We start from the raw sequence: 22,347 nt of genomic DNA, 5'->3' as shown, positions 1-22,347 counted from the left end.
ACATGAAAGTCATGCACTCTTGCCGCATGGCCACGGAAACAAATCGGGATCTATGGCAATCGCGTTTGATGAAATGAATATTCCCGGCGGGGACCTTCGCCCCGCCTATCAGGAGCTGGCGCGCTGGCTCAAGGAGACGCCTCCCGAGGCGCTCGAATATCGCCGCCAGGAGGCGGAGCTCCTGTTCCGCCGCATCGGCATCACCTTTGCGGTCTATGGCGAAGCCGAGGCGACCGAGCGCCTGATCCCGTTCGACGTGATCCCGCGGATCATGTCCGGCAAGGAATGGGCGCTGCTGGAGAAGGGCCTGAAGCAGCGCGTGCGCGCGCTCAACATGTTTCTGCGCGACATCTATCACGGCCGCGACATCCTTCGCGCCGAGATCGTGCCCGACGATCTGATCTTCCAGAACCCAGTGTTCCGGCCCGAGATGAACGGCCAGCAGGTGCCGCACGACGTCTACGTGCACATCGCCGGCATCGACATCGTCCGTGTCGACGCAGAAGACTTCATCGTGCTGGAGGACAACGCGCGGACGCCCTCGGGCGTGTCCTACATGCTGGAAAACCGCGAGATCATGATGCGGCTGTTCCCGGATCTGTTCGCCCGCCACAAGGTTGCGCCGGTCGAACGCTATCCGGACGAGCTGCTCGCCGCGCTGCGCTCGGTCGCGCCGCAAAGTGCTTCCGGCGAGCCGACCGTCGCCCTGCTCACGCCCGGCGTCTACAACTCGGCCTATTACGAGCATTCCTTCCTCGCCGACAAGCTCGGCATCGAGCTGGTCGAGGGGCGCGACCTCATCGTCAAGAACAACGAAGTGTTCATGCGGACCACGGAAGGGTTGAAGCGGGTCGACGTGATCTATCGCCGCGTCGATGACGATTTCCTCGACCCCCTCACCTTCCGCCCCGATTCCGTGCTCGGCGTGCCCGGCCTGATGTCGGCCTATGCGGCCGGCAACATCACGCTCGCCAACGCGGTCGGCACCGGTATCGCCGACGACAAGGCGATCTACTCGTACATGCCCGATATCGTAAAATTCTATCTGGGCGAGGAGCCGATCCTGAAGAACGTGCCAACCTGGCGCTGCCGCGAGCCGAAGGATCTCGCCTATGTGCTGGACAATCTCGGCGAGCTCGTCGTCAAGGAAGTCCATGGCTCCGGCGGCTACGGCATGCTGATCGGCCCCGCCGCGACCAAGGCCACGATCGAAGCCTTCCGCGAGAAGCTGAAGCGTGAGCCGGAAGGCTTTATCGCGCAGCCGACGCTGGCGCTCTCGACCTGCCCGACCTGCACGGCGTCAGGCCTCGCGCCACGCCATGTCGACCTGCGGCCCTTCGTGCTCACGGGGAGCAAGCGCACCACGATCGTGCCTGGCGGGCTGACACGCGTCGCACTGAAGGAAGGCTCCCTGGTGGTGAATTCGAGCCAGGGCGGCGGCACCAAAGACACCTGGATTTTGGACGAGTAGAGAGATGCTGTCGCGTACCGCCGAAAACCTCTACTGGCTCGCCCGCTACGTCGAACGGGCCGAGTATCTCGCGCGCACCATCGATGCGACCTTGCGCGTCACCGCGCTTCCCGCCGCCTATATCGGCAAGACCAATGAATGGGACTCGGCGCTGCTCACCGCTGGCGTCGCCGCCAGCTTCTATCAGCAATATGAGGAAGCCAACGAGCACAACGTCGTCGACTATCTCTCGTTCTCGGCGGACAACCCGTCCTCGATCCGGAACTGCATCGAGGCAGCGCGGCTGAACTCGCGCTCGGTGCGCACGGCGCTGACCAGCGAGATGTGGGACACCATCAACTCGGCCTGGATCGAGCTTCAGGCGGTCTGGAGCAAGGGCACCTCGACGCGCGAGGACCTCGCCAAATTCCTGCGCTTCGTGCAGGAGACCTCGCTGCGCTTCGATGGCTCGGCCTATCGGACCATGCTGCGCAACGATGCCTACTGGTTCTCGCGGATGGGCGTGCATCTCGAACGCGCCGACAACACCGCGCGCATCCTCGATGTGAAGTATCACGTGCTATTGCCCGAGGAGGAGCATGTCGGCGGCCCGCTCGACTTCTATCAGTGGAGCTCCATCCTGCGCTCGGTCTCGGCGCTGACGGCCTATCATTGGGTCTACCGCGAGACGCTGAAACCCTGGCTGATTGCAGACCTGCTCATCCTCAACGACACGCTGCCGCGCTCGCTGGCAAGCTGCTACGGCAATCTCGTGCGCAACCTCGACCAGATCGGCGTCGCCTATGGCCGCCAGGGCCCGGCCCAGCGCCACGCCCGCGGCATCCGCAACCGGCTCGAACACAGCAACATGAACGACATTTTCCAGCACGGCGTGCATGAATTCATTCAGGAATTCATCGCGGACAATTCCAGGCTGGGCGAAATCATCACGAAGCAGTATTTGATCTGATGGCCCTCGACTGACGAAATGGGATATCGTCATGGCCGGGCTTGTCCCGGCCATCCACGTTCTTGCTTTCACGCGACGAGGAAGAACGTGGATGCCCGGGACAAGCCCGGGCATGACGAGCTTCTTCGCGGGAGCAGTCGGGCTAACCACTAATTGCACGGTCCACCATGCGCCTGCGAATCCAGCACACCACGACCTATCGCTACGAGCCGCCGGCCACCAGCGTGATCCAGATCCTGCGCATGACGCCCGGCAGCCATGACGGGCAATATGTGGCGGAATGGCAGATCGACGTCTCGACCGACACCAAGCTCGACACCCACGAGGACGCGTTCGGCAACGTCACCCATGTGCTGTCCTGCGGGCCCCTCAGTGACATCAAGATCATCGCCGAGGGCCTGATCGAGACTCACGACACCGGCGGCGTGCTGCGCGGCACGGACGAGCGCTTTCCGGCCGGCATGTTTTTGCGCGCAACCGACCTCACCACCGTCAATCCGGCGATGATGGCGGTTGCGCGCCAGTTGCGCAGCGAGGCCGAGAGCGACACGCTGGGCTTCCTGCACACGTTGATGACGCAAATCAGTGATCACATGACCTTCGACGAGGACCCGACCAACAGCGGCACCTCGGCGGCCGAAGCCTTCGCGCTCAAGCGCGGCGTGTGCCAGGACTACGCGCACATCTTCATCGCCTGCGCGCGCAGCGGCGGCGTGCCGGCACGCTTCGTCTCCGGGCACTTCCTGCGCTCCGACGGCACGGTGCATCAGGAGGCCGGCCATGCTTGGGCGGAAGCCTATGTGCCCGATCTCGGCTGGGTCGGCTTCGATCCTGCCAACAGCATCTGCGCCACCGACGCCCATGTCCGCGTCGCGATCGGGCTCGACTATCTCGGCGCAGCCCCCGTGCGCGGCACCCGCTATGGCGGCGGCACGGAGACGCTGACGGTGGCGGTCAAGGTCGAGCAGGCCGGCCGCGGCGGGCAATCGCAGTCACAGTGGCAGAGTTAGATCGTCATTCCGGGGAGCGACAACGTCGCGAGCTACGGTACGCAATTGCGCATCTGAGAATCCATCGGGCCGCAGAGCTAGTGGATAAATGGATTCCGGGTTCGCGCTGGGCGCGCCCCGGAATGACGTGTCCCCGGGAATCGGGGGTTGGAGCGGCCCCCGAAATTGGCTAGTAATTTCGCGCAAACGCGTTCGGGGACTGGAAATGACCTATTGTTGCGGAATCCTGGTTCGGGACGGTCTGGTGATGATCGCCGATACCCGCACCAATGCCGGCCTCGACAACGTCTCGACCTTCCGCAAGCTGCACATCTTCTCCAAGCCCGGCGAGCGCATCATGGCGATCGCCAGCGCCGGCAACCTCGCCATCAGCCAGTCGGTGCTGTCGACGTTGACCGAAGGCCTGGAGGACCCCGACACGGGCGAGGTCGAGACGCTGATGAACGCGCCGACCATGTTCCAGGCCGCCCAGCGCATCGGCCGGGCGATCCGGGCGGTGCACGCGACCGAAGGGCCGGCACTGAAATCCGAGGATGTCTCCTTCGACGTCTCCTTCCTTTTCGGCGGCCAGATCAAGGGCTCCCGGATGCGCCTGTTCATGATCTACACCGCCGGCAATTTCATCGAGTGCACCACCGACACGCCGTACTTGCAGATCGGCGAGCACAAATACGGCAAGCCGGTGCTCGACCGCGCCATGCACTACGACGTCGAGCTCTACGAGGCGCTGAAGACTGGCCTGATCTCGATGGACTCGACCATGCGCTCCAATCTCGGCGTCGGCCTGCCGATCGACGTGCTGGTGGTGCGCAACGATGCCTGCGAAGCCGATCTCAATCACCGCATCGAGGCGGGCGAGCCCTATTTCCACGATCTGCGCTCGCGCTGGTCGGCGGCGCTGCGCGCCGCGCATCAGAACATTCCGCGCCCGCCCTACAAGAACGAAAAAGAACCGAAAACCTGACAGCGAAAGAAAAGGCAGGAAACAATGAGTGAAACAAAGAAGATCGCAGTGGTGACGGGCGCCGGCACCGGTGTCGGGCGTGCGGCGTCGCTGGCGCTGATGAACGCCGGCTTCACCGTGGTGCTCACAGGGCGCCGGCTCGACATGCTCGAGGAGACCGCGAAGCTCGGCCCTGCGGGAAAGAGCCTGTGCGTCACCGCCGACATGACCAAGCCGGATTCGATCGCCGCGCTGTTCGACAAGGTGAAGGCCACCTATGGCCGCCTCGACGTGCTCTTCAACAATGCCGGCATGGGCGCGCCGGCCGTGAACTTCGAGGATCTCAGCCTCGAACAGTGGCAGGCGGTGGTGAACACCAACCTCACCGGCCCGTTCCTGTGCACGCAGCACGCCTTCCGCATCATGAAGGACCAGACGCCGCGCGGCGGCCGCATCATCAATAACGGCTCGATCTCGGCGCATGCGCCGCGACCATTCTCGGCGGCCTACACCTCGACCAAGCACGCCATCACGGGCCTCACCAAGGCGTCCAATCTCGACGGCCGCATGTATGACATCGCGGTCGGCCAGGTCGATATCGGCAATGCGGCGACACCGATGACCGACCGCATGGTCAACGGCCCCGGCGTGCTCCAGCCCGACGGCACCACCAAGCACGAGCCGCGCATGGATGCCAAGGCGGTCGGCGATGCCGTTGCCTACATGGCAAGCCTGCCGCTCGATGCCAACGTGCTGACCATGACGGTCATGGCGACCAAGATGCCGTTCGTGGGGCGGGGGTAATTTAAAGAACGCGGCGCCTCCCCAATCGTCATTGCGAGCGCAGCGAAGCAATCCAGACTGTCGCCGCGACAAGATTCTGGATTGCTTCGTCGCAAGGGCTCCTCGCAATGACGCGTGGAAGGAGCGGAGCCCGCCCTACTCCAAGCTCTCCACCCGACGCAGGCTCGGGAACAGCTTCATCCACAAGAGCGCCACTGCGACCGTGCAGACGCCGCCGAGCACGGCGGCGGGCATGGCGCCGAACAGGGCGGCGGTGAGCCCGCTCTCGAACTGGCCGAGCTGGTTCGAGGCGTTGATGAAGAGGAAGTTCACCGCGCCGACCCGGCCGCGCATCTCGTCGGGCGTCGACAGCTGCACCAGCGAGAAGCGGATCACGACGCTGATCGTGTCGGCCGCGCCCAGGACGGCGAGCGCAAGCACCGACAGCCACATCCAGGACGACAGCGCGAACACGATCGTGGCGACGCCGAACACGATCACGGCCTGGAACATGCGCAGGCCCACATGCCGCGAAATGGCGTGACGCGCCAGCACCATGGTCATCAAGAGCGCGCCGACCGCAGGTGCCGCACGCAGCACGCCAAGCCCGACCGGCCCGGTCTGGAGGATGTCGCGGGCATAGATCGGCAACAGCGCGGTGACGCCGCCGAACAGCACCGCGAACAGATCAAGCGAGATGGTGCCGAGGATCGCAGGATTGCCGCGGATGAAGCGGACGCCCGCAAAGACATTGTCCGAGCTCGTCCCCTCCTTGGCGACCGCCTGCGGGCGCGGGCGGATGAAGCCGGTCAGGATCATCCCAAGGATCCAGAACAGCACCATTACGGCATAGGCAAGATGTGGCGCCACCGCATAGGCAAAGCCGCCGAGCGCCGGACCCGTGATGGTCGCGACCTGCGCCGCGCCACTGGAGACCGCGGTGGCGCGCTGGAGCGAGCCTTGCGGCGCGATCAGCGGCAACAGCGCCGCCGTGGTCGGGCTCTCGAAAGCGCCGGCGATGCCGAGCACGAAGGTCGCGACGAAGATCTGCACCTCGCCGACGGCGCCAAGATAGGTGATAAGGGCCAGGTAGAGTGCGGTCGCCGCTTCCACGAGCTGGCAGAGCTGGACGACGCGCTTGCGCTCGTAGCGATCGGCGGCGTGTCCAGCGGCGAACACGAGCAGCGCGGTCGGCAGGAACTGGACCAGGCCGACCATGCCGAGATCGAAGGCCGAGGCGGTGAGATCGTAGATCTGCCAGCCGATCGCGACCGCCGCGATCTGGCTGGAAAAGCGCGACAGGCTGCGCGAGAGCAGGAAAAACAGGAAGGCGCGGTGGGCGAGGAGCGCGCGGGCACTGACCGGCCGACTGGCTGGTATCGGCTGCTCTGGCATCGCCTCTTGGATCGTCTCTTGGGTCACCCTCGGACCATCTGCCCCCTGGTTCTCGACGTGCCCCGCGTGACTGAGGCGGACCGGCTTGTCAACAGCGGGACGCCTCCCGCATGTGCCGGCATTGCCTTTGCACCGCAGGCGCGGCCATAATCATTGGGGCTTTGGGGACATCATGCTGCGCTTGCAATCGGCACTCGGCATTTTCGCATTGCTGCTGATCGCCTTCGCGTTGGCAGAAAATCGGCGCGCCGTCTCGCTGCGACAGGCGGCGATCGGCCTCGTCGCCACCTTCGCGACCGCCATCGTCCTCCTGAAGCTGCCGATCGTCGCGCGCGCCTTCGGCGCCATCAACGACGCGGTCGGTGCGATCTCCGCGGCCTCGCGCGCCGGCTCCTCGTTCGTGTTCGGCTATGTCGGTGGTGGCCCCCTGCCCTTTGACGTGAAGGTGCCGGGTGCCGATTTCATCCTGGCGTTCCAGGCGCTCCCGATCGTGCTGGTGATGAGCGTGCTGACGACGCTGCTGTTCTATTGGCGCGTGCTACCGCCGATCGTGCGGAGCATGGCTTGGCTGCTGGAGCGCACATTAGGCGTCGGCGGCGCGGTCGGGCTTTCCACCGCCGCCAACATCTTCCTCGGCATGGTCGAGGCACCGCTGTTCGTGCGGCCGTATCTGAAACAGATGACGCGCAGCGAATTGTTCCTGGTGATGACCGGCGGCATGGCCGGCATCGCCGGCACGGTGCTGGTGCTCTATGCGACGCTCCTCGCTCCCCTTATCCCCGATGCCGCTGCGCATTTCGTCATCGCCTCCGTGCTGGGCGCGCCGGCCGCGATCCTCGTCAGCCTGATCATGGTGCCCGAGACCTCAGACAGGCGCACCGGCGGCGCGCTGGAAAACCCCGAGATGGAGGTCTCCGGGACGATGGACGCGATCGTGAAAGGGACGAGTGCGGGGATTGAGCTGCTGATCAACATCGTTGCGATGCTGCTGGTGCTGGTGGCGCTGGTCTATCTCGTCAACGCCATCCTCGGCCTGCTGCCTAATATCGGCGGCGCCCCAATCTCACTGCAACGGCTGCTGGGTCTGGTGATGGCGCCGGTGTGCTGGCTGATGGGGCTGCCATGGGACCAGGCGGTCACCGCCGGCAGTCTGATGGGCACGAAAACCGTGCTCAACGAGCTGATCGCCTATGTCGACTTCTCGAAGCTACCACCCGATACGCTCGATCCGCGCTCGCGCCTGATCATGCTCTACGCGATGTGCGGCTTCGCCAATTTCGCCAGCCTCGGCATCATGATCGGCGGCCTCGGCGTCATGGCGCCAGAGCGACGTGAGGAGATCAACGCGCTCGGGCTGAAGTCGATCGTGTCGGGGACGCTGACGACGTGCCTGATGGGAGCGGTGGTGGGGGTGTTGACGTAGACTCTCTCCGCGTCATTGCGAGCGAAGCGAAGCAATCCAGAAATGTGTTCGCGGAGATAGTCTGGATTGCTTCGTCGCAAGAGCTCCTCGCAATGACGAGTGGAGAGAGTTGTGCGCTGTTCCTGATAGCGCCTACGCCTTCAACTCCACCGTCTTAAATTCCGCCGGCAGGATCACCTCCAGCAATTCCACGTCGTCCGAATAATCCAGAATCATGTGCTTGATCCTCGGCGGCTGGGTCCAGGCACTGCCTTCTTTCATCAAGGTCTCGCCCTGGCCGTCCATGTAGGTCTTCACCCAGCCCTTGAGCACGTAGACCATCTGGAAGTCGACGTCGTGATAGTGCAGCTTTGAGACCTCGGCCGGATTGCAGGGGCCTTGCAGGCGGATCACATGCGCTTGCGCGAGGCCGTGGGTCGCCTCGGCAATGCCGAGGTCGCGGTATTTGGCGTAGGCGCGCAGGCCGTCGGCTTTGAAGTCTTCCTCCCGGTGATGGCTGATCGCGATGCGCTGCTTAGGACGTGCGAGCTTCTTGGGTGCGGCAGTGCGGGCCTTCGCCTTCACCGCCTTGCGTGCCGAGGATCGCGCCGCTGCCTTGGCGCCGCTCCGCTTCTTCACCGCGGTCTTCGTTTCGGGTCTTGATGCCTTTTGCTTGGCCATTGTCTGCCTCCCTGATCTGAGCCGCGCCCCGCCGGACGGGTACAACCCGAAGGCAGATTATCCAGTCTTGGACGAGGCAGCAATTGCCGGGCTTAAAGCCAGTCACTCGACGACCCAATCGGTCCTATCTTGTCCCAAGCTGTCGTGGCGCGCGGCCATCGTCTCGTATTCGTTCTCACGCTGAATTAATCTCGCCGGGAGATTCTGGGGGAATTGATTCATGGGCAACGTAGGTCAGCGTGCATTTCAAAATGCCCGGCTTCAGAAACGGCAGAAGGCCGAAGTGTTGCCATTGCTCGGACACGCACTCCAGCTGCACAAGATGGGGCTTTTCCCCGAGGCCCAGGCGGCCTATCGCCAACTTCTGCAGCTCGCACCCAACCAATTCATCGCGCTGCATATGCTCGGCACTTTGGAGTCCGATGCCAAAAACTACCAGCAAGCCGAACTTCTGCTAAGCCGAGCGGTTGCCGTGGATCCGCGATCTGCCGAGGCTCATATGAGCCTAGGCGTTGCGCGAAACGGGGCTACGACGTCACGATGACGCACGCGAGAGCTATCGAAAGGCCCTCGCCTTGCGACCTAACTACGCCCTGGCCCTGTCCAATCTCGGCAACGCGAGCGTGGCCCTTGATCTCGTCCAGGAAGCGCTCGAGAGCTACGACAAGGCGCTCGCGATTAACGCCAACCTTGCCGAAGCCCACAACGGTCGGGGTTGGGCGCTCTGCCGTCAGCGCAACTATGACGAGGCCGTCGCAAGCCTGAACCGCGCGCTGTCGATCAAGCCTGACTATGCCTCAGCGCTCGCGAACCGCGCCATCGCGTTGCAAGAACTTCAGCGATTTGACGAAGCCCTGGCAGACGGCGATCGAGCAATCGCGCTGGCACCCGACGACGCGAATGGGTGGCTCGCACGGGCCAGTGTCCTGCTCCAGATCCAGCAAATTGCCCAGGCATCGCACGATTGCGAGAAGGCCCTCGCGATCGCTCCCGATTCCATTCAAGCTCACTCGGTGCTCGGCCTTTGTCTCGCCGGGCTAGGCCGGGTCGAGGAAGCCCTCGCCAGCTTCGACAGAGCCCTTGACATCCAGCCTGACCTCCAGAGCGCGATTTCCAACAAGATATTCACGCTCGATTTTGTACCGGACGCCAGCGTTGAGCAGCATCAGCAAGCGCGGCGAGTATGGTGGGAGCAGATCGGCGCGAAAATCGCTTTAGAAGCGGCGGGACCGCATGACAATGACCGCGATCTGGATCGCCGTCTGGTGCTTGGCTATGTCTCGTCGGATTTTAACGCGCATTCGGCCGCGTTCGTCTTCAAGCCAGTCCTGCAACACCATGACCGGGCGCAGTTCGAGATCGTGTGCTACTCTTGTTCGTCAAAGGTGGATGCGACGACCAGCGAATTTCAAGGGTTCGCCGATCGCTGGCGCGACGCCTCGCAATGGACCGACGATCGCCTCGCCGCTCAGATCCGCGCCGATGGCGTCGATATCCTGATCGATCTGTCCGGCCATACCAGAGGAAACCGGCTCGGCGTGTTCGCGCGCAAGCCGGCACCGATCCAGGTGCATGGTTGGGGCCACGGCACTGGCACGGGGCTGCCAACGATCGATTATTTGTTCTCGGACCCCGTCGCGATTCCTTTCGCGGTTCGGCATCTGTTTGCGGAGACCATTGTCGACCTGCCGTGCTTCGTGACGCTGGCACCACTGCCGGCCGGGATTGCTCGCGCGCCAATGCCGGCGCTCTCGAACGGCTTCGTCACACCGCATCAGCAAGATTTCGGATGAGGCGGTGGAAGTCTGGTCCAGGATTCTCGAGCGGGTGCCGGGTTCGCGACTTCTGATCAAGGATGTTGCACTGGACGATCAACTGGTCCGCGACAATCTGCTGGCGCGGTTTGCGGCTTGCCGATGCCGGCCGAACGCGTCGATCTGCTCGGAGCCACCTTGCGAAGCGAACATCTGGCATCGTTCAATCGCGTCGACATTGCGCTCGACATCTTCCCACAGAATGGCGGCGTCAGCACATTGGAGGCCTTGCAGATGGGGGTGCCCGTGGTGGCGAAGCTCGGGACCAGTCTGCCCAGCCGTGCCGGCGGCGCCATCCTCACCGCGCTTGGCCTGCCGAACTGGGTCGCGGATGGCAATGAGGCCTATATCGAAATCGCAGCTAGCGGGGCGGCGCAGATCGGCGACCTCGACAAGCTGCGCCGCGAACTGCCCGGACAGATCGACGCTGCGGCCGCCGGCAATCCTGCCTCATACGCGCGAGCGGTGGACGACGCCTATCGCGCGATGTGGAAACGCTATTGCAGCGGCGCCGGCTGATCTCTCCTCAATGCAGCCGGAACACGCCATCTACGGCGCGCAGCTCGGCCGGCTTGATCAGCTTGGAATGTGCCACCGTCACCGAGAACAGGGGCCCGTCGAGCTTCTCCTGCCAGAAGGCGAGGAAATCCTTCAGCGCCGGAAATTTCGGAAACATGTCGTAGTTCTGCCAGACGTAAGTCTGGAGCAGCGAGGGATGATCCGGCATCCGATAGAGAATTTGCGCCGTCGTCAGCCCGTAACCCAGCATCTGTTTCCGGAAATCCTCGGAAATGCCCCCACTCCGCAGTCCCATGCCAACCTCCTTTGCAGGAGCGCATTGAAGGGGGCGGCCTGGTCGGTGTGTGCTTGACGAGCCACCCGGTACTGATGCGCTCACATGAGCGAAATGTGACGCAAACTGACAATTCATCTCAAGCCCAAAAGTTTAACAAGCTGTTGAAATTCAATGCGTTAGCAGCAGACGCGGCTCCGTGCTAATATGGGCCTGGCGCACCGTTAACGATGGAAAAGAGATTCTGGCAGTCCGCGCTTCCGGGTGCTAATTTTTCTGCTAGAAGCCCTTGCCCCCGCAAAATTCCCGTCCTATTTCTGCCTCGCCCGTGCTAGCACTCGCGGGCAACGACTGCTAACCATCTAAAAATCCTCAACTCGTGCAATTGCTTAGGAGGACTGCATGAAATTCCGTCCGCTTCACGACCGCGTCGTGGTCAAGCGCATCGACGCAGAAGAGAAGACCGCTGGCGGCATCATCATTCCCGACACTGCCAAGGAAAAGCCCTCCCAGGGCGAAGTCATCGCCGTCGGCCCCGGTGGCCGCGACGAAGCCGGCAAGCTGATCCCGATCGACCTCAAGATCGGCGACCGCGTGCTGTTCGGCAAGTGGTCCGGCACCGAAGTCAAGATCGACGGCGAAGACCTGCTGATCATGAAGGAAAGCGACGTCATGGGCGTCCTCGACGTCCCCGCTTCCAAGAAGAAGGCGGCCTAAGAGCCCTCTTTCCCTCCAGTCAAACACCTCAAGGAAAATTCCAGATGGCAGCCAAAGAAGTCAAATTCTCGGTTGAAGCGCGCGACAAGATGTTGCGCGGCGTCGACGTCCTCGCCAATGCGGTGAAGGTCACGCTCGGTCCGAAGGGCCGCAACGTCGTGCTCGACAAGTCGTTCGGCGCTCCCCGCATCACCAAGGACGGCGTCACCGTCGCCAAGGAGATCGAGCTCGACGACAAGTTCGAGAACATGGGCGCCCAGATGGTGCGCGAAGTCGCCTCCAAGTCCGCTGACGCGGCCGGCGACGGCACCACCACCGCCACCGTGCTCGCTCAGGCGATCGTGAAGGAAGGCGCGAAGTCCGTTGCCGCCGGCATGAACCCGATGGACCTCAAGCGTGGTATCGACCTCGCGGTCGAAGCCGTGGTTGCGGACCTCCAGAAGAACTCCAAGAAGGTCACCTCGAACGACGAGATCGCCCAGGTCGGCACCATCTCGGCCAACGGCGACCAGGAGATCGGCAAGTTCCTCTCCGACGCCATGAAGAAGGTCGGCAACGAGGGTGTCATCACCGTCGAGGAAGCCAAGTCGCTCGAGACCGAGCTCGACGTCGTCGAGGGCATGCAGTTCGACCGCGGCTACATCTCGCCCTACTTCGTCACCAACGCCGACAAGATGCGCGTTGAGATGGACGACGCCTACATCCTCATCAACGAGAAGAAGCTCTCCTCGCTGAACGAGTTGCTGCCGCTGCTCGAGGCCGTGGTGCAGACCGGCAAGCCGCTGGTCATCGTCGCCGAGGACGTCGAAGGCGAAGCCCTCGCGACCCTGGTCGTGAACCGCCTCCGCGGTGGCCTCAAGGTCGCGGCCGTCAAGGCTCCGGGCTTCGGCGATCGCCGCAAGGCCATGCTGCAGGACATCGCGATCCTGACCGGCGGCCAGGCGATCTCGGAAGATCTCGGCATCAAGCTCGAGAACGTCACGCTCAACATGCTCGGTCGCGCCAAGAAGGTGATGATCGACAAGGAGAACACCACGATCGTCAACGGCGCCGGCAAGAAGGCCGACATCGAGGCGCGCGTGGCCCAGATCAAGGCGCAGATCGAGGAGACCACCTCGGACTACGACCGTGAGAAGCTCCAGGAGCGTCTGGCCAAGCTCGCCGGCGGCGTCGCGGTGATCCGCGTCGGCGGCGCGACCGAGGTCGAGGTGAAGGAACGCAAGGATCGCGTTGATGACGCGATGCATGCGACCCGCGCGGCTGTCGAGGAAGGTATCGTCCCGGGCGGCGGCGTCGCCCTGCTCCGTGCCTCCGAGCAGCTCAAGGGCCTGCGCACCAAGAACGACGACCAGAAGACCGGCGTCGAGATCGTGCGCAAGGCGCTGTCGGCTCCCGCTCGCCAGATCGCGATCAACGCCGGTGAAGACGGCTCGGTGATCGTCGGCAAGATCCTGGAGAACAAGGCCTACAATTACGGCTTCGACTCCCAGACCGGCGAATATGCCGACCTCGTCAAGAAGGGCATCATCGACCCGACCAAGGTGGTCCGTACCGCGATCCAGAACGCAGCCTCGGTGGCCGCGCTCCTGATCACCACGGAAGCCATGGTCGCCGAGCTGCCCAAGAAGGGCGGCGCCGGTCCGGCGATGCCCCCCGGCGGCGGCATGGGCGGCATGGACTTCTGATCCAGCCACTCTGGCAAACGACGAAATGCGAAACCCCGGCAGCGATGCCGGGGTCTTTGTTTTTCTCCGCTCATCATTCCGGGGCGCGCCCCTGTTGGGCGCGAGCCCGGAATCCATTTCAGCACTTGCGACTGACGTGTTCGCCTGATCCCCTCACATGGAAGATCGGAAATCCAGGCGGCAGTGACAGCATGCCAACCTCCGGACCGAGTCTGCGGATCAATGGATTCCGGGCTCGGCACTTTCCGCCGCCCCGGAATGACGATCTTTTGCGCGGAATGATCTGGCCTCACTCCACCTTCCCCAGCCGCTCCATGTGCGGCGCGCCGTCTTCGTCGAGCGACCAGAAGATCCGCGTTACCTTACCGACGAGATTGTCCATCGGCACGAAACCGAATGTCGACATCATGCGGCTGTCGGTGGAATTGTCGCGATTGTCGCCGAGCACGAAGACGTGGCCCGGCGGCACCGTGAAGACGTTGGTGTTGTCCAGGAAGCCGTTGTCGATGCAATCATAGGTCACATAGGACGCGCCGCTCGGCAGCGTCTCGCGCCAGCGCTTGACCTTGACGCCGCCGTCCACACCGCAGGCAGCGCCGGCGAGGCCGTACTCGAGCGCGACGCGCGTCACCGGGCGGTCGTTGAGGATGAGCTGGCCCTGCCGCATCTGGATGCGGTCGCCGGGCAGCCCGACCACGCGCTTGACGTAATCGACCGAACTGTCCTTCGCCGTCCGGAACACGACGATGTCGCCGTGTTCGGGCTCGGCGGCAAAGACGCGGCCCGAGATCCAGGACTGCGCGAACGGGAAAGAATAGTGGCCGTAGCCATAGGCATATTTCGCGGCGAAGACGTAGTCGCCGACCATCAGCGTCGGCGCCATCGAACCAGAAGGGATGTTGAACGGCTGATACAGGAAGAAGCGAAACAGGAACGGCGGCGACCACAGCACCGGGATCAGCAGGATCAGGATGACAATCGCCTTCCATTCCCGCGACTGCGCCGACGACCGCGGCCGGATCGTTTCCTCAAGAATGGTCATGCACCTGCCCTGATCAATTCCGTAGTCGTCGCGAGATTACGCAACTTTTGCGCGCGTGCAATCCCGGCTCCGTGATCTTGGTCGCACAGGGCGGCCACGCGTTCATCGCGGGGCGACAGACGGATATGTGAAGGGCCGCCAATGGGCGGCCCTCCGGTTTTCACGCGCTCTCGGGGTTATCGCCGCGCAAGCTCGCTGAAGCAGGCCCGCACCCAGTCGATCGTCACGCGGGTCGCGGCGTCGCGCTTGAGATGGTTTTGCACCAGCAGCCAGACGTCGCGCCGTTTCGGCAGCAGCGTGGCGCGCAGGCGGCGGTCGCCGAGCAAATCGGTGCAGCTGTGCTCCGGCAGCACGCCTGCGGCCCGGTGCGAGCGGATCAGCGTGCGGATGACGCGGACATTGTCGGTGACACAGCGCGGCCGGATTTTCTTCGCCCGCAGGAATTGCATCTCGGGAATGGTGCCGAGCTCGTCCGGATAGGCGCACAGCACCGGCTCGCCTTCGGTCGCGACCGGTTCGAAATAGTAGATGCGGATGTCGCCGAGTCTGGAGATCGAGAAATCGCCCTTGTCGGGCTTGCGCAGACGGATCGCCAGATCGGCCTCCCAGCGCGAGAATTTGACGTTCTCGCTCGAGGTCAGGAATTGCAGTATCAGGCCGGGATTGGCGCGCAGGAAGTCGCTCGCGCGCGGCGCCAGCACCTCCTCGGCGACTGCATTGGTCGTGGCGATGCGCAGTCGTCCCACCGGGCCCGGCAAGCTTTCACTGATGCGGCCGATCTCGGCGGCATGCACCGCCATGGCCTGGACGTGCGCCAGCACCGCCTCGCACTGACGGGTCGGCTTGCGGAGACCGTCCGCAGCCTCGAACAGGCGCAGGCCGAGCGCTCGCTCGATGCGCGACAGCCGGCGTCCGACCGTGGTCTCGTCGATGCGCAGCCGCGCGCTGGCGCCGGCATAGGTGCCCTCGTCCCTGACCGCGGCGATGATGCGAAGGTCGTCCCAATTCATGGCTTCAAGCCTATATCGGCCGGCATTGACCTGCAATATCGCAGCCATCGGCTGCAATATCCCTGCATATCAGCAGGCACCCGACGAGCTATGCTAGGTCAACGTTCCGCCTTGGAGATTCTGAAGATCATGACGCCCGCAAAGACCCTGCTGCAGCTCGCCGATGCCGACCTCACCCCGCCGCGTCTTGGCGACGCCGCGCTGGTGCTGATCGACATCCAGAATGAATATCTCGCAGGTCCCCTCGCCCTGCCCGACGCCAAGCCTGCGATTGCGCGGGCGGCTGCCCTGCTGGCACGGGCGCGTGAGCGCGGATCTGCGATCATCCATATCGCCCATCGCGGCAAATCCGGCGGCCTGTTCGATCGCTCCGCCGATCGCGGCGCCATCGTCGCCGAGCTCGCGCCGCGTGCGGACGAGCTCGTGATCGAGAAGGAGTTGCCGAACGCTTTCGCCGGCACTGACTTGCAGGCGCAGCTCGCCGCGAGTGGACGCAAGAACATCGTGCTGGCCGGCTTCATGACGCATATGTGCGTCAGCTCCACCGCCCGTGCCGCGCTCGATCTTGGCTTTCGCACGACCATCGATGCCGATGCCTGCGCCACGCGTGATCTACCCGACGGCCGCGGCGGCACGCTGGACGCCCGGACCATCCACGAGGTCGCGCTGGCCGAGCTGTCAGACCGCTTCGCGATCATCGCGCGCGGCGATGCGCTGACGTGAGTGCCGGCTGAATCTGGGCTTTTCCCCGCAAGGGGGCATTGAAGTCGGCCCAAAAGCGCGATGACGATTCATCCTCATCTCATCGCGCTTTAGACGGGCAGACATCGGCGGGCTTTGCCGACGTCACTCCACCCGCGCCAGCACCGCGAGCTTGCGGATGCCCTTGTTGCGGTAGGCGTCGAGGAATGCGTAATAGTCCTTGAACGACACGCAGCCGTTCGAATCGCCGTTCGGTCCGAGCATGAAGGTGTGTGCGAGCAAGCCGTCGCGGCCGTAGATCGCGCTCTCGCCGCCGACCGGGGTCAGGCGCAGCGCCGGCACGCCGTGGAACAGCGCCTCGCGCGGCTTCAGCGTGTAGATGTGCGGCGGCGTCACGCCGCGCATGCGGATTTTCGACGAGCGCGGGTCGTCGAGATTTGAGCCGAGGCCGGAATGCGCCTCTAGCTTGGTGCCGTCGGGCAGATAAACCGTCTTTGCGGTGATGTCGTAGACCGCGGTGTCGCGCTCATAGGGCGGCGCGCCGCCGAACATCGGGTTCTGCTCCTTCGGCGCGATGGACGCGGTAATGCTGGCATCGGCCGAGGCATAGGCGAGCAGCCCGCCGGACGGCTCACGCTTGCCCCAGAGCTTTTCGACCATCGACTGGCGCGGACCGGTGATCGACATCACCGCGGCCTTGGCGCGATCGGCGAAGGATTTTGGCTTTGCCTCGGGCGCCGGCACGATCTCGGCCGGATCGGCCGAGGCCAGCTGCACGCCTGCGTCAGCGCGCTTGGCCTTGCCAGCGTCCGCAATCTTGGCCGAGCCGTGCGGCTTCAGCGCGTCCGCGACCTTCGCGATCACGCTCGGCTTCGCGGCCTCCTTCAGCGCGTCCTTCGACGTTTCCTTGACCTCGGCAACCTTGGTTGCGGGCGCGGCAGGCGCGGCGCTGGCCGCGTTCGAGGCCACGCCTTGCGTCGCAGCCGCGGCAAAGCGCTCGTTGAACATCTCGCGCGAGATCGGCGCGGCCACCTGCAACCGGTCGGGCAAGAGCGCGAAGGCTTCCTTGACCGCCTCACCCGCCTCGCGCAGCGCAACCTTGGGCGCGCGCTTGATCACCGGCTCGTCGTAGCCGCTGTTGCCGACGGTTGGATAGACGCTGGCGCCGAGGATGTTGGTGTAGATGGTCCAGCCGGCGCCGATCACGACGCAGCCGATCGCCGCGGCGCCAAGCCAATTGTGGGTGGTCATTTTCCGGGAAGATTTCCGCGAATAATTCTTCGAGAATTTCTTGGACTTCCGTGCCGCGTTACTCTGCGCAGCGATACTCGTACTCATTCGCCTTGCGTCCAGGACGGTGTCACTCAGTCCCCCTTCGAAGCGCCGCTGGTCACGATCCGGGAACAGCATCTCGCAGAGGGTCGGAGCGTCATTAAGGCGACTTTTAGTTAAATGCGGATTAAGTTCAGGCGGATGTGGGGCAACTCGTTAATGCTGTCCCATTTCGAGAAAAAAGCCCGCAGAACTACGGACTTAGGCGAGACTGTTAACTATAATTCTCGGCCGGATCGGTGCGGTCAGCGGACCTCTTCGGCCGCCTTTGTAAACGCATCCAACCAAGTCAATTTCGTGGTCTTCAATACCGCCTCACCCTAGCGGCTGAGCATTGCGCGAGGCTGGTGGACTCCGCTTCCAGCAGCCCTGCCCTGAGCCGGCCGATCGCGGCAACAGCTCACGCGCATCTCACATCGCGAACGGAAGCGCTCATGCGGCACGGCGCCGTGACTGAAAGTTGATCGCGCCGGTCTGGCAATCGCCGCCACGAGAAAATAGCTCTCACCTCGGCACTTTTCAGCAGCCTCTGCGGGTGATACGGTGGCGTATCAACATCGCCTTGAAACTGTGCCGAGCACGCGAAACGGAGGCTGGCATGAGAGGCTTTTCACGCGCCGGGTTTTACGCCGTGGCGTGGTCATCGTTGTTGATTGGGTTTGCAAGTGCACAGCCTGCGACCAATGCGGGCTGCACGGCATCACCGTCGGTCGCGGGCACGCAAGTCTGGCGCTGCGACAACGGCATCACGATCGTTGCCGAAAACGGCGCCAGATTTGAACTAAAGGACGCCAACCGCGACGGACATATAGACTCCGTGGAGTTGAGCAGCAAAGCCCTGCTGATCGAGGTGCCCAAGAAGTCCGGCGGCAATCCGTTCAAGGTGCTGACGCCGCAGGCGATCGCCGCGGTGCGCGGCACGAAATGGGCGGTCGATGTCGCTGACGCCAAGACCTCCGTGTTCGTTGCCGACGGCCGTGTCGGCGTGAGCCGCAGGGCCCGTGGACGCGGTGTCGTGCTTGGACCGGGCGAAGGCGTCGATGTCGAGCCAACCGGCCCGTTGACCGTCAAGACATGGGGCCAGCCGCGCGTCGACGCGCTGATGGCGAGGCTTGGACAATAAGGCAGGGTCAAACAACGCTCGGCCGATGAGATTTGGACAATAGAAGATTGCAAACCGACCGCATGCGTAGCCGACGCGTTCAGATCCTGATGGCGCTCGTCCTCACCGCGCTGTGGGGCGCGGGCGTCTATGCCGCACACGCCAACGGCCATCTGCGCTTTCTCGACCGCCTCGAAGCGACGCTGACGGATTGGCGGACCCAGGTTCGCGGCGTGCAACGTCCGCCCGATCTCGTCACCATCGTCGCGATCGACGATACCGTGGTGAAGCGCGGCGGCAGCTATCCGCTGCCGCGCGCCGATCTCGCCCGTGTCGTCGACACCATCGTGCAATTCAAGCCGAAGGTCGTCGCGATCGACTTGCTGCTGGTCGACCGCAGCGCCGCGATCGGAGATGCGACGCTGGCAAATACACTTGCCACCGGTCCCATGGTGCTCGCCGCCGCGGCGATCTTCCCGGCCGCCAGCGAGACCGTGGCGCCGAGCAGCGAAGGTCCCCTCGCCGTCCTGCCGCAGGCCGAGCGCTTTCTGCTGCCGCTGCCTGCATTCGCCGACCATGCCGAGGTCGGCGTCGTCAATGTCGCGACGGGACAGTCGGGCTCGCCGCTCTCGGTGCCGATGCTGTTCCGGACGGCCGACAAGGTCGAGCTGTCGTTTCCCTTGCGCGTGGCGGCCCGCGCGCTGGACAAGCCGCTGACGATCGCGCCGGATCATCTCAGGCTCGGCGAACGCACGGTGCCGACCGACAGCGACTTCGCGCTGCCTATCACCTATTACGGCCCGCGCCGCACCATCCGCACCGTCAGCGCGCAGAGCATCTTCGACGGCACGCTCAACCGCGCGGTGATCGAGAACCGGATCGTCGTGATCGGCGCCACGGTCGCCGGCGGCGGCGACTTCTACCCGACGCCGTTCGATTCGCTGATGCCCGGCGTCGAGGTGGTCTCGACCGCGATCACCCACCTTGTCGCCGGCGATAGCGTCGTGCGCGACCGCAGGGTCCATATCGCCGACGCACTCGCCGCGATCCTCTTGCCGATGCTGCTAGTCGGCCTGCTCGCTTGGCGGCGCAGTGCGCTCGGCGTCATGGCGGCGGCCGCGGTGATGCTCGCCTGGGCCGGGCTCAACGTATTCGCGTTCACGCATGGGATCTGGCTGAACGCCGCGACCACGCTCGCGGCCACGGTGCCGCCAGTTGCGGTCTTTGCCGGCGTGCAGTTGTGGGCGGGAGGCCGCCGCACGCAATATCTCGCCGCCAAGAGCAGATCGCTAGCGCAATTCCAGGCGCCGGCGGTGCAGGACTGGCTGGCGCGCGATCCGAATTTCCTGTCCAAGCCCGTCCGCCAGGACGCAGCCGTGGTCTTCATCGATCTCTCCGGCTTCACGGCGCTGAGCGAACGGACCGATCCAGACGCGCTCCAGGACATGCTGAAGGCGTTTCACGCGCTGATCGACAAGACTGCGGTCGATTGCGGCGGCTTGATCACCGGCTTTCTCGGCGATGGCGCCATGATCCTGTTCGGCCTGCCGCGCGCCATGCCCGATGACGCGGTGCGCGCGCTGAAATGCGCGATCGACTTGCATCGCGGCGTCGAGCACTGGATCGCCTCGCTGCCGCCAGCGATCGGAGATCAGCTCGGCTTCAAGATCGGCGCGCATTTCGGCGAGATCGTCGCCTCCCGCCTCGGCGAAAGCCATCAGCACATCACGGCGACCGGCGACACCGTCAACGTCGCGAGCCGGCTGATGGAGATCGCCGCCCAGCACGACGCGCGGCTTGCGCTGAGCGATACGCTGCTGAATACCGCTGACTTCCACGGCGCTCCCGACGGCGTCCTGTCGGGCCCCCTGCTCACCCAAGTCCGCGGCCGCTCCGGCGTCGTGACCGTCTGGTTCTGGCGGGACCGGGATGGGCCGAGCCAGGCTGCGGCTAAGGCCGAGGTGATGGACTGAATTCGCCAGGACGACGATGCGGAGACAGCGCGGCCGCTACCGCGCTTCCGGCGGCGGGGAGCGGTCGAGCACGTCGCCCTTGGCGCCTTCCAAGAGATCGATGCCGTAGGTCTCGACCACGAGCGGCCCGCGCTTGCGCTGCAATTGCGCAATCTGCGTCACCGTCGCAAAGAGGTCGTTGAGGACGGGATGACCATCGCTGCGCAGCTCGTCGACATAGAGCAGCTTGCCTGCGAGCAGCTTGGGATCGGGCTCGAGCATGTTGACCCAGCGGATGCGCTGGCTCTGCTGCGCCACGCAGGTGCCGCGCGGTAGATAAAAGGCAAGCCAGCCCGTGGTTCCATAGTCCTGCGCGAGCACACAAGTCGCGCCACTGCGCATGCGCACGGCTTCGATCTCGGCAGCAAGATCGCGCCAACCGACGCCGACGCTGCGCACGGTGGCATCGCGGCGATATCCGGACAGCCAGCCGGTATTGGCCTGAACGATCAGGGCTGCAAACATCACGACGCCTGTTGGCGCGGCCCAGCGCAGGCAGAAATCGACCAGGCGCCGCTGGCGCGGCTTCCATTGCACGAGATTGGCGGCGGCGGCCGCGGCGACGATGAAGGGCGGATAGACCGGCGCGAACCAATTGGCCTCGACGCGCGCATGCAGGGAATGCCAGACGAAATAGGCGACGATGGTCCAGAACATCGTCTCGATCAGCACGCGCGAGGCCAATGCACCGGCCCGGTGCCAGGTCAGCGCATGCAGCCCCATCGCGCCCAGGATGAAGACGAGCGGGGTCGCGAACGCGATCTGGGTCGGGATCAGTTCGGCGATGAAGACGGGACGAAAGTCCTCGATTCTGGCGCGGCCAAGCTGCTTTGCGAACGAGACCCATTGATGGTCCGCATTCCAGAGGATCACTGGCGAGAACAGCGCAAGAGCAACGAGACCACCAAGATAGGGCCACGGCGAGAGGAACCAGGGCCTGAGCTTCGGCACGGCCGCGAGCCAGATCAGGATCGCGAGCCCGAAGAACATCGCCGTATATTTCGACAGCAGCGCCGCGCCAACGGCTGCGCCGACCGCGAGCCACCAAACGCCGCGGCCGGTCTCCAGCACCTTTGCGAGGAAGAACAGCACGAAGCTGGAGGCGACCAGCAGCGGCGCATCGGGCGTCACGATCAGCGTGCCGACCGACGCCATCATCGTCACGTTGAGCAGGATGGCACTGTTCGCGGCCACGCGCGCGCCGCCGAACAGAATCGCAGCGGAGCGATAGACCGCATAGCTCATCGGCAGCGCCAGCAGGATCGAGACGAGGCGGACGCCGAGCTCGGTGTTGCCGGCGATCATGGTGCCGGCGCGGATAACATAGGCCACCATCGGCGGGTGGTCGTAGTAACCGCCCGCCAGATCGTTCGACCACATCCAGTAATAAGCTTCGTCGAAGGTGATCGGCGTGAACGCGGCGGCGACCAGTCGCAAGCCGACCAGCGCAAGAATTGCCAGCGCGGTGTTGCGGACGATCCCCGCGTCAGCTCCGCCCATATCG

The 22,347-nt window shown here is 64.2% G+C and carries 21 protein-coding genes; 14 read left to right on the top strand and 7 right to left on the bottom strand.

The genetic code is table 11. From position 1 onward, the window contains the following. The first annotated feature begins 52 nt into the window (after positions 1-52). The 5 genes from XH85_RS18635 (at position 53) to XH85_RS18615 (ending at position 5,177) form a co-directional block, all read left to right on the top strand. Complete coding sequence (locus tag XH85_RS18635) at positions 53-1,471, top strand: circularly permuted type 2 ATP-grasp protein (protein ID WP_128932976.1); 1,419 nt, start codon at positions 53-55, stop codon at positions 1,469-1,471. A gap of 4 nt (positions 1,472-1,475) precedes the next feature. Continuing rightward, positions 1,476-2,420 carry an alpha-E domain-containing protein gene (locus XH85_RS18630; RefSeq protein ID WP_091888869.1) on the top strand — a complete coding sequence of 315 codons (945 nt, stop codon included), beginning with the start codon at positions 1,476-1,478 and terminating at the stop codon, positions 2,418-2,420. A gap of 167 nt (positions 2,421-2,587) precedes the next feature. Then, on the top strand, positions 2,588-3,430 hold the full coding sequence (locus tag XH85_RS18625; protein WP_128932975.1) for a transglutaminase family protein: 843 nt from the start codon (positions 2,588-2,590) through the stop codon (positions 3,428-3,430). Between the two features lie 205 nt (positions 3,431-3,635). Next, positions 3,636-4,394: a proteasome-type protease gene (locus XH85_RS18620; RefSeq protein ID WP_128932974.1), complete on the top strand. Its 759-nt coding sequence runs from the start codon at positions 3,636-3,638 to the stop codon at positions 4,392-4,394. A gap of 24 nt (positions 4,395-4,418) precedes the next feature. Then, a complete protein-coding gene (locus tag XH85_RS18615; RefSeq protein WP_091888875.1) occupies positions 4,419-5,177 on the top strand; it encodes an SDR family oxidoreductase in 759 nt (252 codons plus the stop codon). 135 nt (positions 5,178-5,312) lie between these two features. On the opposite strand, the gene XH85_RS18610 is transcribed toward XH85_RS18615, so the two are convergent. After that, positions 5,313-6,551: an MFS transporter gene (locus XH85_RS18610; RefSeq protein WP_128932973.1), complete on the bottom strand. Its 1,239-nt coding sequence runs from the start codon at positions 6,549-6,551 to the stop codon at positions 5,313-5,315. A gap of 172 nt (positions 6,552-6,723) precedes the next feature. Here XH85_RS18610 and XH85_RS18605 point away from each other — a divergent pair, with 172 nt between their 5' ends. Next, positions 6,724-7,974 (top strand): NupC/NupG family nucleoside CNT transporter, encoded by a 1,251-nt coding sequence (locus XH85_RS18605; protein ID WP_128932972.1) that lies wholly within the window; start codon positions 6,724-6,726, stop codon positions 7,972-7,974. A gap of 132 nt (positions 7,975-8,106) precedes the next feature. On the opposite strand, the gene XH85_RS18600 is transcribed toward XH85_RS18605, so the two are convergent. Continuing rightward, complete coding sequence (locus XH85_RS18600; RefSeq protein ID WP_128932971.1) at positions 8,107-8,634, bottom strand: cupin domain-containing protein; 528 nt, start codon at positions 8,632-8,634, stop codon at positions 8,107-8,109. 220 nt (positions 8,635-8,854) lie between these two features. Between XH85_RS18600 and XH85_RS48275 the strand changes: the two genes are divergently transcribed. From XH85_RS48275 to XH85_RS48265, 3 genes are all read left to right on the top strand, one after another. After that, complete coding sequence (locus tag XH85_RS48275) at positions 8,855-9,178, top strand: tetratricopeptide repeat protein (protein ID WP_430649010.1); 324 nt, start codon at positions 8,855-8,857, stop codon at positions 9,176-9,178. After that, positions 9,147-10,427: an O-linked N-acetylglucosamine transferase, SPINDLY family protein gene (locus XH85_RS48270; protein ID WP_430649011.1), complete on the top strand. Its 1,281-nt coding sequence runs from the start codon at positions 9,147-9,149 to the stop codon at positions 10,425-10,427. The genes XH85_RS48275 and XH85_RS48270 overlap by 32 nt, the downstream gene beginning before the upstream one ends. 123 nt (positions 10,428-10,550) lie before the next feature. Continuing rightward, on the top strand, positions 10,551-10,967 hold the full coding sequence (locus XH85_RS48265; RefSeq protein WP_430649012.1) for an O-linked N-acetylglucosamine transferase family protein: 417 nt from the start codon (positions 10,551-10,553) through the stop codon (positions 10,965-10,967). A gap of 7 nt (positions 10,968-10,974) precedes the next feature. Here XH85_RS48265 and XH85_RS18590 read toward each other — a convergent pair whose 3' ends face one another. After that, positions 10,975-11,262 (bottom strand): usg protein, encoded by a 288-nt coding sequence (locus XH85_RS18590; protein WP_128932970.1) that lies wholly within the window; start codon positions 11,260-11,262, stop codon positions 10,975-10,977. Positions 11,263-11,643: 381 nt separating this feature from the next. Here XH85_RS18590 and XH85_RS18585 point away from each other — a divergent pair, with 381 nt between their 5' ends. Together XH85_RS18585 and groL are read left to right on the top strand one after the other, a co-directional pair. Continuing rightward, positions 11,644-11,958, top strand: coding sequence for a co-chaperone GroES (locus XH85_RS18585; protein ID WP_128932969.1), 315 nt, complete (start codon positions 11,644-11,646; stop codon positions 11,956-11,958). A 44-nt stretch (positions 11,959-12,002) separates the two neighbouring features. Then, a complete protein-coding gene (gene groL, locus XH85_RS18580; protein WP_060736470.1) occupies positions 12,003-13,643 on the top strand; it encodes a chaperonin GroEL in 1,641 nt (546 codons plus the stop codon). 289 nt (positions 13,644-13,932) lie between these two features. On the opposite strand, the gene lepB is transcribed toward groL, so the two are convergent. Together lepB and XH85_RS18570 are read right to left on the bottom strand one after the other, a co-directional pair. Continuing rightward, entirely contained in the window at positions 13,933-14,685 is a 753-nt protein-coding gene (lepB, locus tag XH85_RS18575; RefSeq protein WP_128932968.1) for a signal peptidase I, read from the bottom strand. A gap of 176 nt (positions 14,686-14,861) precedes the next feature. Beyond that, on the bottom strand, positions 14,862-15,695 hold the full coding sequence (locus tag XH85_RS18570) for a LysR family transcriptional regulator (protein ID WP_128937325.1): 834 nt from the start codon (positions 15,693-15,695) through the stop codon (positions 14,862-14,864). A 129-nt stretch (positions 15,696-15,824) separates the two neighbouring features. Here XH85_RS18570 and XH85_RS18565 point away from each other — a divergent pair, with 129 nt between their 5' ends. After that, positions 15,825-16,418, top strand: coding sequence for a cysteine hydrolase family protein (locus XH85_RS18565; RefSeq protein ID WP_164940190.1), 594 nt, complete (start codon positions 15,825-15,827; stop codon positions 16,416-16,418). A gap of 123 nt (positions 16,419-16,541) precedes the next feature. Here XH85_RS18565 and XH85_RS18560 read toward each other — a convergent pair whose 3' ends face one another. Then, positions 16,542-17,648, bottom strand: a complete 1,107-nt coding sequence (locus XH85_RS18560) for a DUF2778 domain-containing protein (protein ID WP_164939647.1) — start codon at positions 17,646-17,648, stop codon at positions 16,542-16,544. Positions 17,649-18,327: 679 nt separating this feature from the next. Between XH85_RS18560 and XH85_RS18555 the strand changes: the two genes are divergently transcribed. After that, positions 18,328-18,852 (top strand): FecR domain-containing protein, encoded by a 525-nt coding sequence (locus XH85_RS18555; protein WP_128932965.1) that lies wholly within the window; start codon positions 18,328-18,330, stop codon positions 18,850-18,852. 62 nt (positions 18,853-18,914) lie between these two features. Continuing rightward, entirely contained in the window at positions 18,915-20,804 is a 1,890-nt protein-coding gene (locus XH85_RS18550) for a CHASE2 domain-containing protein (protein WP_128932964.1), read from the top strand. Between the two features lie 36 nt (positions 20,805-20,840). On the opposite strand, the gene XH85_RS18545 is transcribed toward XH85_RS18550, so the two are convergent. Next, positions 20,841-22,343 carry a glycosyltransferase family 39 protein gene (locus XH85_RS18545; RefSeq protein ID WP_128932963.1) on the bottom strand — a complete coding sequence of 501 codons (1,503 nt, stop codon included), beginning with the start codon at positions 22,341-22,343 and terminating at the stop codon, positions 20,841-20,843. Positions 22,344-22,347: the final 4 nt, after the last annotated feature.

It is taken from the genome of Bradyrhizobium zhanjiangense, assembly GCF_004114935.1.
Classification (GTDB): Bacteria; Pseudomonadota; Alphaproteobacteria; order Rhizobiales; family Xanthobacteraceae; genus Bradyrhizobium; species Bradyrhizobium zhanjiangense.
This window is presented reverse-complemented; position numbering and strand designations above follow the sequence as displayed.